The 11,640-nt window shown below is 59.1% G+C and carries 10 protein-coding genes; 6 read left to right on the plus strand and 4 right to left on the minus strand.

Going from position 1 to position 11,640, the window contains the following annotated elements; translation table 11 throughout:
* Positions 1-19 precede the first annotated feature (19 nt).
* Together PXH66_RS09070 and PXH66_RS09075 are read right to left on the minus strand one after the other, a co-directional pair.
* Entirely contained in the window at positions 20-2,326 is a 2,307-nt protein-coding gene (locus PXH66_RS09070; RefSeq protein ID WP_330929716.1) for a DUF7133 domain-containing protein, read from the minus strand.
* Between the two features lie 26 nt (positions 2,327-2,352).
* Positions 2,353-4,023 carry a divalent metal cation transporter gene (locus PXH66_RS09075; protein ID WP_330929717.1) on the minus strand — a complete coding sequence of 557 codons (1,671 nt, stop codon included), beginning with the start codon at positions 4,021-4,023 and terminating at the stop codon, positions 2,353-2,355.
* A gap of 179 nt (positions 4,024-4,202) precedes the next feature.
* Between PXH66_RS09075 and PXH66_RS09080 the strand changes: the two genes are divergently transcribed.
* From PXH66_RS09080 to PXH66_RS09090, 3 genes are all read left to right on the plus strand, one after another.
* Positions 4,203-5,129 carry an aldo-keto reductase family protein gene (locus tag PXH66_RS09080; protein ID WP_330929718.1) on the plus strand — a complete coding sequence of 309 codons (927 nt, stop codon included), beginning with the start codon at positions 4,203-4,205 and terminating at the stop codon, positions 5,127-5,129.
* 126 nt (positions 5,130-5,255) lie between these two features.
* Positions 5,256-6,488, plus strand: coding sequence for a hypothetical protein (locus PXH66_RS09085; protein WP_330929719.1), 1,233 nt, complete (start codon positions 5,256-5,258; stop codon positions 6,486-6,488).
* A gap of 742 nt (positions 6,489-7,230) precedes the next feature.
* Positions 7,231-7,791: a group II intron maturase-specific domain-containing protein gene (locus PXH66_RS09090; protein ID WP_330929720.1), complete on the plus strand. Its 561-nt coding sequence runs from the start codon at positions 7,231-7,233 to the stop codon at positions 7,789-7,791.
* A gap of 64 nt (positions 7,792-7,855) precedes the next feature.
* On the opposite strand, the gene PXH66_RS09095 is transcribed toward PXH66_RS09090, so the two are convergent.
* Positions 7,856-8,245, minus strand: a complete 390-nt coding sequence (locus PXH66_RS09095; RefSeq protein ID WP_330929721.1) for a hypothetical protein — start codon at positions 8,243-8,245, stop codon at positions 7,856-7,858.
* 21 nt (positions 8,246-8,266) lie between these two features.
* Positions 8,267-9,193 (minus strand): AP2 domain-containing protein, encoded by a 927-nt coding sequence (locus PXH66_RS09100; protein ID WP_330929722.1) that lies wholly within the window; start codon positions 9,191-9,193, stop codon positions 8,267-8,269.
* Between the two features lie 1,056 nt (positions 9,194-10,249).
* Between PXH66_RS09100 and PXH66_RS09105 the strand changes: the two genes are divergently transcribed.
* The 3 genes from PXH66_RS09105 to PXH66_RS09115 are packed head-to-tail and all read left to right on the plus strand — an operon-like array spanning position 10,250 to position 11,551.
* Positions 10,250-10,693 carry a hypothetical protein gene (locus PXH66_RS09105; RefSeq protein WP_330927595.1) on the plus strand — a complete coding sequence of 148 codons (444 nt, stop codon included), beginning with the start codon at positions 10,250-10,252 and terminating at the stop codon, positions 10,691-10,693.
* Positions 10,690-11,220: a hypothetical protein gene (locus PXH66_RS09110; RefSeq protein ID WP_330932329.1), complete on the plus strand. Its 531-nt coding sequence runs from the start codon at positions 10,690-10,692 to the stop codon at positions 11,218-11,220. Before PXH66_RS09105 ends, PXH66_RS09110 begins: the two co-directional genes overlap by 4 nt.
* A complete protein-coding gene (locus tag PXH66_RS09115; protein ID WP_330932330.1) occupies positions 11,174-11,551 on the plus strand; it encodes a hypothetical protein in 378 nt (125 codons plus the stop codon). The genes PXH66_RS09110 and PXH66_RS09115 overlap by 47 nt, the downstream gene beginning before the upstream one ends.
* Positions 11,552-11,640: the final 89 nt, after the last annotated feature.

Raw genomic sequence — 11,640 nt, forward strand, 5'->3', positions numbered from 1 at the left:
TGCGAACAACGCGTCCGCTTTATTCCAATTCCACCGCGTCGAGGTCGTCTGCGGTCCAAGGACGGGAGCGGTTCATTTCCGCCTTACGCACGGCAGTAACCGTCGCGGGGTCAACCGGATCGGCCTCATGCCCGAACGAGCGGCGCACATACGTCAAAACCGCCGCAATCGCGTCGTCGTCGAGCGCGCCGCCGAGCCCCGGCATTTGCGAGCCCCAGCCTTCCTTGCCCTGCAAAATCACGCGGGTGACCAGTCGCGGATCCCGGTCCAACAACTTAGACGCGACCAGCGAAGGTGCGAGACCCGGCAGACCGCGACCGTCGGGCTGATGGCAACCGGCGCACAGCGCGAATTGAGCGCGACCCGCCTCGAAGCGGGCCAGTTCGTGCGCCGCCAACGGACGCACTCTTTTCGCCGATCCATTCGCGGTGCTCAACTTCTGCGGCTCGCGTCGTTTCGCGGCCGTTTCCATCGTTTCCTCCACGAAAGCCACCACTTCGTTGTCGGGCGCAGTCGGCCAGATGGACGTAAACATGACTTCGCGACCCGCGAGGCCGCTCTTAATTGCGTCGGCCATACCCAGGGTGTCATCGGTTTCTTGAGACAGCGCCGCTAAGGTCGCCAATACCTGGGTGCCTCCCGCCTCGCCCAGCGAAAGCGCTGCCTGCCTCCGCACCGTCGGATCTTTCGCCGCCGTAAGTTTTATCACCGCGCCCAGCATCGCGTCGTCCCCGATACGCAGCCACGCCTCGCTGAGTTGCAACGCGGCCACTTGCGCGATCACCGGGGATGCGAGACCGGCGATGACCGATTCCCGATCCAACGCATCGAGTCCTTCCAACGTCCATAACGCGTGTTGGCGCGCGAGCGGCGAGCCGTGCTTGACGAGTTTTCGCAGCGCGGGAATCGCACGCGTGGCCCCACGCTCGACCAGTAGCCGCTGCGCCGTATCGCGCCACCAACCATTCGAGTGCGACAGCGTCGTGACGAGTTCGTCGTCACTGGCGACATCGAGCGCCGGTCGACCCGGATCCACCCACCCGGCGGCCGGCGTTTCCGGCACCACTTTCCAAATACGGCCCATCCCGAGCGGAGCATCGAGCCCACGCGCTTCGATCTGCTTGCGCAAATAGGTGGTGAGGAAAATTCGGTGTTGAATAATCCCCCGATAGAAATCGAGCAGGTAGATGGCGCCGTCCGGCCCATTGTAGGCATTGACCGGCCGAAAACGCTCGTCGGTCGAGGTGACGAATTCAGTATCCGGATACGCATTGCGCGCGGTCAGCGAACCATCCGCCGTGGGCTCGACAATGACGCGCTTCACCAGATTGGCTGAAGGTTCGTTGATGAAGGCGTTGCCTTGAAACGCCGGACCAAAGCGCGCGCCACGATAGATCATGGGACCGCATGCCGCCGTCACGGTTTGGAGTTTCCACGTGTCGTCCAACATGCGGTAGCCACGGTTGATGCCCGGCGTGATGCGCGAGGGAAAGGTCGGCACGTCCTCCGCCGTGGCCGTCTGCACAGCCAGTGGGGCGGTCGACTCCAGACCCGGGTGCCGCCAGAAGTAGCTCGACCGCACCAGATCCACCCGCAGCGGATCGGAATTGGTGTTGAAGTAGAGGCGACCGAGGTCGTCCTGATCCATGCCCCACTGTCCGCGCGGAAGCGTGTAATCCCGCTGCCAGCGCCCCGCCGAGAAGCGATGACGGACGTTGTGGTTGGCGCTGTAAATCCAGTTGTCCAGACTCCGATAGAGCGCGTTGGCCGTGTGTTCCGGATTGCCCGCCATTCCGTAGTCGTCGGCGATCACGGTGCGTTTATCGGCCACGTCGTCGCCATCCGTATCCTTAAAATGGTAGAGAAAAGGCGGTGCTCCCACCAACACACCGTCCGCCACCAAAGTCAGCGCCCGGGGCATCACCAGCCCGTCGGCAAACTCGACCCGTTGGTCCATGACGCCGTCACCATCGGTGTCGTCGAGCACGGCGACCGTTCCGATCGGCAACTCTTCGCCCGCGCCTTCCGGATCGTGCATGTAACCGCGCATTTCCACCACCCAGATCCGGCCATCGGGGCCAAACTCAAAAGCAACGGGATCGTGCAACAGCGGGTGACTGGCCACCAATTCGACGCGATATCCCGCGGGCACCACGATCGACGCCAGGGCTTCGGCATCCGTGAGCACCGGCGCCGGAGGCACCGCCAGATCCTCCGGTAAATCGCGCTGGGTCTCGCCCGGACGGTCGCCTTGTTGGGCGGTTAATATCGTGGCGGTGGCGAACCATAGCGCCCCGCGAACCTTCGACGAAAATCCTCCAAACATGATCTAAGATAACAGATAGTCCGAACCTAGCGCGGGTGACGATTCCGGATAAAACCGGCGATGCCGATGACGAACAACAGCGCCAGCCCCACGAGTCCCCACATGCCGGCCGTGCCTCGATTGGTCAGCGCCCAGATACTGGCGAGTCCCGCTGCCGAGGTGGCCCCGACCATGAGCACGTTGCTGACAAAGCGGAAAGCGCCCCGGGGACGATTCTCCCCCAGCGCGCCCTTGCTGTTCATCAACAAGAGAAACGTGAAATACGCGATCGGCAGCAACGTCGTCGCGATCACCGATGCCGGGATTGCCAATGCCGCCCGGGAGGCCCCGGTCCACACCACCGGCGCGAGAAAACCACTGATCGCCGGCATGGCTGTGCCCACGCGAAACACGGTGCGATTCTCGTCTTTCTTCAACAACGCCCCGATCGCGATGCCGTTCATGAGGATCAGGATGATGATGCTCGACCACGCCATCGCCACCACGCCCACCCCGAACACGAGATTGGCGCCACCCTTGCCCAATACCGGCGCGAGCGCGGCCGACAATTGACCGGCATCACGCTTGGCCAGCATGGCCGCCATGCGGCGATCTTCCGGCGAGAGCAACGCACGCGTGCCGGCTTGTTCCTCGGGAGAGGCGGCCGTAAACGCCGCGCCATCACGCTGCGCCAGGAATCCGTCCATCGACGCCGTGAACGCCCGCGCCATGGCCGGCCGCACCGCACCGTTCTCATCGAACACATCGTTGGTCTTGGTGTAAAAGGCACTGCCCGCCGCCAACACGAGACAGCTCGTCGCAATGATGAACGGAATGAAAAGCCCCAGCGAAAGATCACAGATCGACAGTTCGCGGTGCTTCTTCTTCCACCCCCGGCGCAACAGCGTGTAAGGCAACAGAAACGTCATGTTGATCCCCACGGCCGTGCCTCCCGCCGCAATGATCACATCGCGTTGCTGGGCGGAAATGATCGTGCGCCAAATCGATTCGTGCGCGCCGGTCGCCGCGGCGACCTCACCGAGTTGCAGCGTCGGTTCGTGCAACTGCCGGAAGTGCGGGATAAACCCGCCGATGATGGATGAGATGTCGATCTGACCGCGCGCGATCAACATCGCCACCACCACAAAAAACGACAGCACGACCACGCCGACCAGCACCTTCAGCACCGCTTCAAATATGCGGATGCCGCGGCTCCCCGATTCATAGCCCCAGACGATCAACACGGACGACACGGCCAACCCCCCGCCAATGACCCAGGGCGCCACCGTGCTGGCCGCCATGCCCGGCATGAGGTTCTGTAGGATCGTGGCCGTCGCCAACGCAAACTGCGGCAACGCAAACACCACGTTGGCGATCACCGTCGCCACCGCCCATGCAATCGCCAGCACCGGCGTCAAATGGCGGCTCACCGTTTCCATCGGTTTTTGACCGGTCGAAAGCGTCACGTAAGCGATGGCCGACAACATCGTGATGCCACACATCATGGCGAACGCCTGAATCCACAACAAATGGGGGCCCGCCAGGATGCCGATGAACAACGATCCGGCCAAACTGCCGCCCCCCAACGTAATCGCCCCCTGCAACCAACCGGGACCGGAAAGACGGGCGTAAATCGCCATGCGTCCAAAAAATGGGCGGGTTGCCGCTTTTTCGAGTAAGGCGTCCTCGGGAGACGCGACGTTGTAGTCGATGGCCATAAGAAGGGGTAAGTTGGGGTAAAAGACGAAATGTCAGTCGAGCTGAACCGGATACATTTGATCCTTTAACCAGCGGGGAGAGCGCAAATCAATTCAACCTGATGAAGCTACGCTCAACGTTCCCGGCTGCGGATCACGTGCTTCGTTGCGCGGACTCGTGTCCGGATTGATCGTCCGTCATGTCTGTTGCTTCCGCCTCCGCCCCGCTCTCCCATTTGTCTCGCTACATCTACGGCACGACCCGGCTCGGCCACGCGGACAATCCACTCGAGACCCGCCTCGCCATCGCTCGCACCGCTCTCGCGACCGGCGCCTGGTTTCACACCAGCGACCAATACGACAATGCGCTCGATGTCCTCGCGCAGGTGTTCGACGAGGATCGCACCCGGGTGCCCCCGATGATTTTCAAAGCCGGGGGCAACGACGCCGCGGAACTGCGGGCCAAGATCACCAGTCAGCTCGAACGCGTCGGCATCGCCCGCATGGACGTCGCTCAATTGTGCTTTGGCGGCCCACTCGGCGAGGAACTCGCCGCGGGTGGCCCGATCATCTCGGACTTGCACCGGCTGCGCGATGAAGGGCGCGTCGGTCGCTACTTACTTGAGGTCTTTCCGTGGACTTCGGCCGCCCCGTTGCGCGCCCTCGAAGCCGGCCACCTCGATGGCCTTGTCGACGGCATGATTTTCTACCTCAACCCACTGCAACGTTTCGCCTCCAACGCCCTGTGGGACGCGATCCAGGCCCACGACTTTCCGGTCGTCGCCATGCGCACCGTATGCGGCGCCCCGGTGCACCGGCTCCGCGATGTCCCCGGGGCTGCCTGGACCCCCTACCTACAGGAGCGTGCCACGGAGGTCGCCCCCCTCTTCGAGCGCTCCGGCGTCTCGGATTGGACGGAGTTTTGCGTGCGCTTTGCTCTCGGATTCAAAACCGTTGCCGCCACGGTGGGATCCACGAGTCGCGCGGACAATTTGGCGGCGTTTGTGCACGCCGTGTCGCCCGCCGAAATCGCCCCCCTGCCCGCCGACATTCAAGCAGACCTGACCGCCTTGCAGCGCCGCTGGTCCGATCAGGTGGATATACACGCCGAACCCTGGAGCATGTAATGATTGGATGGCCGAAACTTCGGCTTGGCTAGCGGGCGGGCCGACGTCAAAGAAAGCGCGACGCGCATCGCCAAACTCATGTCGATTATCCCGCCCCCTTCCTCCCCTTCGTCGGGTCCGCTCGCGATGAGTCGTCCTCTCATCGCCGCGCTCATCGTATCCCTCACGCTCCCGTGGGTGGCGGTGGTGTTTGTGCTGCTGCGATTCACCCCGGCTCCGCCGCCCTCGGTCGAGTCCACCGCGATCACGCCTTCTCCGTCCGTCACCGACGCATTGAAACCCGAATTCGTCGCGACCGGTCGCTGGGGACAACTGGAGATGAATCGCATCATCATCGAGCCACCCGATGATCTCATCACGGTCAACGCGCAACCGGTCACCCATATCGACTGGCATTTCCCCGGGTATTCCGACCTCGCCCTGCAAGACCTGTGGACCCGCGCCAAGCTGAGCCCGGACCAAGCCAACTTCCTGACCAACCCGGACAACTGGAGCCGCCAATCCACCGGAATCTCGATCGGCGTGCCCAAGACCATCATCATGGGCCTGAGCCACGAATCCCGCCAAATCGTGTATGCCGCCCTCTCCCGCCACGACACCAACCGCGGTCAATGGGCTCCCGCCAGCTTTCGCGCGGAAAGCGCCGCTGATTGGTTCGCCGACAGCGAGCTGACCGAGGACACCATCAACATCGTCCAACCGCTACTCTACCGACGCGGTGACTGCCTGTTATTTTCCGATTACTCCCTCATTCTGGCCGATCTGAAAACCCAACGTCAGCGCCTGCAACTGACCCGGGCCCTCGCCCGCTCCACCTCCCAACTGGTCAAGTTGCGCATCATGCCCGACACCAACATGGAGAACCTCGTCGAGTATTGGTCGCTCGGGCAAAAACGCCGGGAGATCGAACCGCTGCTCAAATCACTCCCGCGACCGCCGGGCGGGTTCACCTTGGACCTGATTCATCTGCTCCCGCCGGTCGCCCGACGCCTGCTCTACACCTACGCTTCCCCGCCGGCCCGCGACGAAGCCACCTTCCGGGACTGCCATTGGACATCGCTCAATTTCGCCAACGCCGAAATCGACGACCGATATCGCGACATCGAAGAAGTGGTGAATGCCTATCAACAAGATTACCGTCCGGTCACGGACGCTCCCCGTTTGGGTGACATTTACTTGTTCGTCACCCGCGGCGATGTCGTCCTGCACTCCTGCGTCCATATCGCCGGTGACCTCGTGTTCACCAAAAACGGCTCCTGGGCCGCCGCCCCTTTCATCCTCATGCGCCTGCCTGACGTGATTTCCCTCTACCCCACCGACGAAGAGATCGAAATCCAGCATCTCCGCCGCCGCGAGTAACGCACCGCGCGCACGTCCGTTCGCCGCTCAACACCGTTGCCGGAAGACCGACTTCCACAATGTCCGCCCCAACCCCAAGCCGGGTCGGCGTTCATCTGTGCAATCTGTGGTCAAGGCTTCTCCCTCAGCCAAAAGGCATTTCAACACCAAGACCGCCAAGCTCGCCAAGGTCCCCAATTCCGAGCTCTCGCGCGCTCCGCGGTCTTCGGGTCAAATCCCATCATTATGACCCTCACCGCCAGCGCTCCTCCCCCCGGGAACGCCGAGCTCCAGCTCGGCCCACGCCGCCAAACTTGAGCCGCAGATTTCTGCTGACGAAGCGGAGAAACTCCAAAACACGCGAACGCGGTTTGATTGCCGCAATACGGACCCAAATCGTCGCCAAGCCGCATCGAAGTTTTCCGGGGTCGGCTGAAAAAAATAACAAGGAGGCGGACTCCGTGATCAGCCGCCACAGCGCGGTTCTCTTTCGCGTAGAGCGACCCGACGCCATGAAAGAGCAGAATCGGCCTTGTTCAAAAAGTCAGGATGGACCCATTGGTGCATCCCCCCTCAGTTTCGAATATCCAGTTACGGGAATTACCTCGATTGAGCACGTGATAAAGCCCTCCCGGCCTTTCAAATCTCAATTTCCGCGATGCATCCATTCAGGCTCCCGTCACCTTAAATGTCAATTAGTCAAGATTGACCCTTTTCCGCCCTCCAATTAGTCAAGATTGACCCTTTTCCGCCCTCGCGGGTAATGGTCAGTCTGATACACTACGTGGAAGGTCGTTTGAAGTTGGTGGTCAATCGGACGAAATGCCGCACCGGGCCACTGAAGGAATGCTCGTTTCTGGGCTTCACCTTCACGGCTCGCGGCAAGGTTGTCTGGACGGAGAAGTCCCGGCTACGGTTCAAAACCCGCCTCAAGGCGATCACCTCGCGCAAGCGCGGGGTGGCGGAGGACAAAGTCATCACGGAGCTTCGTCGCTACGTGATCGGCTGGCTGGGCTACTTCGGGATCAGTCACACCTACGGCGAAGTGCTGGCGCTGGAAGATTGGATGCGACGACGCGTGCGGCTGTATTACTGGAAACAGTGGAAGCAACCGCGCACCCGGCGTCGCAACCTGATCAAACTCGGGGCCAACCCCGCCAAGGTGAAACTGGCGACGCGCAGTCGCAAAGGCTACTGGCGCATGAGCAGCAATAGCATCGTGCAGGCGGCGTTGACCAACGCCTACTTGCACGGGCAAGGGGTGCCAAACATGAGGGCAAAGTGGATCGCTATGCGTTACGGGAACGACGGCGTGCCCGCCTGACGGAACCGCCCGGTGCCGAGCGGCACGCCGGGTGGTGTGGGACCTGTGGCCGATTGATCCTATATCAGTCGGTCACGGGGACCCGATTCGGTTTTTTGAGAATTAGCCACTCTGGGGGATTCGAACTCGACTCCAATGCACGATCTATTTCTGTTCCAATATTTGCAATATAGACCTTTCCGAGAACAGGGCGCTCCTCTTTTTTATCCTCTATCGTGGGTCTTCCGAGTAACAGAAATTTACCATCGAGGGAACCTGCCGAAAGCACCGTGCCTTCGATGAGATCTAGTATCCTACGATCCCCATTTCTAGCGTTGTAGTGAACGCCTCCGTGCTGAAATTTTTCGATTCGAATCGCTGCAAGTTCCCAAATTTCACTGCGCTTACTCATGTTGTGACACGATGAGCAAAGAGCGATTGCTAACAGCGATAAAGTAACGCGATGGGCAGACATGTGTATACCGAACGCCAGAGGTCAGACAGGACCACTTGTGGTCCTTGTCTGAACCGATTTGTTGGCCCTTCTTTCTTTTGTTTTAGACTGTGTCCTAGTCAGTGAGACGACTCTCATGATTTGTGTGAAATTGCGTTCATAATGCTCATCACGATGTATCACATAATGACAGTTTGAACACACCAACATCAAATCCGACAGAGTCGTGACATCATTCTTCGTGTAGTCAGCTATGGCCTTGGTGTGGTGGACCTCAATCAAGCCAGCGCCTAGTTCTCCGTATGTCGCCTCAAAATCGAAGTCACAAATCTCACAATACAGTCGTCCGTGCTTTTCTATGAAATCTAAAATCTTTGCCTTGCGTAGCTCGCGAGACCGTTCTCTCAAACGATGCTCACGTAAGGCGATAGCTCCCTCCGACTCCCCCTCAGTGTCGATATTCGCCGCGATCGAAATCTTCTCGGGTGGAACCAACCAAACTAAATCATCTCCGTAATCGTATAATATCTGGTCCCCAAATTCATCGAGATGCTTCTGCCGCGTCTCAATCGCCAATCTTTTCGCTTCCTCTTCGCCATACTTATTAATGGAGAATACTTTATTTCGGGCTTTGCCGAGTGAAACATCTGTCCAGCTTGCCTGCCAGAAATGGTATTCTTTCTTTTTTGTAATCTTGGTGACTCTTGAAATTCCAACGATTTCTCGGGAGTTCTTCCTTCTCTGTTCCGAATGCTCCTTTCGCGTTCGAGGCGGGAAATATGAAACGAGCTGACGATGATATTCTTCGGCAGCCGCAAAGGATCCTTCTTCGCCTCCAAAATCTCGATCACTAAAAACTTTTCGAAATAGGGCTCCCTCCCGCATGTAACGGACAAACCACCCCTGCAACCCTTCGTATTCGTGACGACGGATTCCCTTCCGACCTGAGTTTTTCAAACGGCTATCCATGTGATCTTACGGCCAACGATTCAGATCAGAGAAGAGGGTCCAGCAAGTGAAGTCGCATACGCCGAATCGCGTGCGCTGGCCCGAATTCTCTGCATGCTACTAATAGGTGAATGAGGCCAAGAAAGCGGTCCCGGCAACGGGAGCGCGAGGGGTTGCGACCTTCCGCGTTTTGGTGTTACCGGGACCACGGAGTTAAGCATGAACAAACCAACGATCAATCCTGGCAGTGAGCAACTGCAAAGCCGCTGGCTCAATGTCTGCGTGGATGTCTCCAAGCAGACTTTGAACTGGGCGTTTGAATGTGATGATAAAGGCCGTCTGGAGGTCATGGCAGGGGTCAGGCTTTGGGGTTTGGGGTTTCCTGCCACAAATTCTGCCCCAACTTTGAGCCCCCGGAGTGGTTCATGTCCGCGGTGGCAGGGCTAAGGTTTGCTTCCACCTCTTCTTGGAATACCCTCCTTGCAGTTCAGCTCGAGTTGCTAGTTTGAGCGTTCCGATGTGGTGACCCGACATCCTAAAATCAATCGGTCGGCGAGTTCACCTGCCGTTCGCCGTGTGTGCGGGAGCATCTGCGGAAGACGTGGAAGTCACCGCTCCGATGAACTGCTCACCCCGGAGGGACCGGTTCCACCCGGTCCGCGTTGCCCCCCCTCGCCACGTCCCGAGAGGCACCTGCGGACGACGTGGAAGTCGTCCCTCCGGCGGTCTTTCAGCGAGCAGGTATCCGTGCTTTTTAACGTAGAGTCTCCAAATCGCGGAGGTCGCAGATGGCAACATGTCTTGAGACGAGGCGGCGCGAGCTTCGCGTCTTGGCGTCTTGGCGTCTTGGCGTTGAATGCCGAATCTGTTGCTTATACAACGCGGACGACGTGGAAGTCGTCCCTCCGATTCGCGGCTTCGCCGGTTCGTCATCGAAATGCCAACCAAACGGGACATTGTTTGACTCTTGAAAAAGTTATCTGGGGATTTGGCTCAGTAATACATCGAATCCGGATTTGAAATAAATCGTTCCAGATTCAACCAACGTCCCTTTTTCTAGCTCCCGCTACGCCCACCATGTCTTGGAACAAGCTCAATCTCTGGGTGCAGGTCACCCTCGAAGACACCGTATCAGAGTTTTTCTATGCGCCACTTTTCGTCACGATTCTGGCCACGGTGCTTTGCTACTTCGACGTCATCCCGTTTCCTTATGAAATTGTCCTGTCCTCGGTCGTGTTACTCGGGGTGCTGTTGGGGTTTCGTGCACTATGGGTGCTCAATTTCATCAACCACGCCGAGCCCACTGTCGCCCATGTTGGCGTGCGGCTCGGGCGGTTCCGAAAGTGGGTTGAACATGAAATGCAGGTCGGTGATGGAACTGCCGCTTTCGATACCAAGCACACGTTCTTGAAAAATGAGGTGACGGAAGGAGAACCGGTGTGGGTCATGGTGCATCACCGAAAGAAGAAACGCATTCTCATCATCAAGCGCCTGAAGGACAAAGACAGCTTGGTGGGATGATCTCAGCGGTCGATGCGCTCTCCCCGGCGGCAGTGGGAGCGAGCTTGCTCGCGATGCGGCGAGCGGGCATGCTGGCACGCGTCCCTTCCGATCGCATGAAACTCACGCCCGAAAAAATGGCCTCGTGGTTCTTCACCGCTTTCCCGGCCCAGTTTCCTGCCGGGGAAGAGGAAAAGTGGCTCAATCAATTTTCCCAATTGAAGGGCCGCGAACGCCGCAATGCGGTGGCGGGCATGAAACAGGGCGTAAACGACGTTTTGACCATGGCTCGCCATTTACCGACCGAGGCCCGAACTGAGATCGACTCCGCCCTCGCAGTCAAGGACCTGCCATCTCTGCGAAAGATGGAGGCCGGATTGAAAAAGAAGCATCGCACCATTCTGAAGCGCGGTCGCATCAAGAACGAAGAGGAGTTCTATCTGGTGGCCGAGATTTTGAGCGACCTTGAGTTTGATGTCACCGATTTCGAACGCACGCAGCTTGAGAAAATCGCCCTCGATTTCGATCAACGCGGAAAATGGAATTAACGGCTTCTCTTCTCCAATAACGCGAGCCACCGACATGCTTTCTCAAATCCTGAACGACTACACCAGAAAGCAGACGGCTTCATCGGCCCATGATACCGCCGGCGAGGCCTTTGCAACCTTGTTACTCGCCGCCCGCGACGATGACGCCCTTCGCCAGCAAATACTGACTTTGGTGCGAATGCCGGAACTGCAACGGACCACTTTGGTTCGTTCTGCCATTCGGGAAATGAAAACGAATCAAGAGTCGGAGGAATTCCGGGCCGCCTTTGCCTTGTTATCGACCCCGCAGGCGGCCGCCGCCGCGGAAGCCGCCCTTGGGGGCGGATCGTAGGCCGCCGCCATGACTACGGCGGCGATTTCGGCGAAACCGCCCTACCCTGGAAATCATCTCGGTTCCCAGCAAAACCGCCTCGGCGGGTT

This window comes from Synoicihabitans lomoniglobus (genome assembly GCF_029023725.1).
Lineage (GTDB): Bacteria > Verrucomicrobiota > Verrucomicrobiia > Opitutales > Opitutaceae > Actomonas > Actomonas lomonigloba.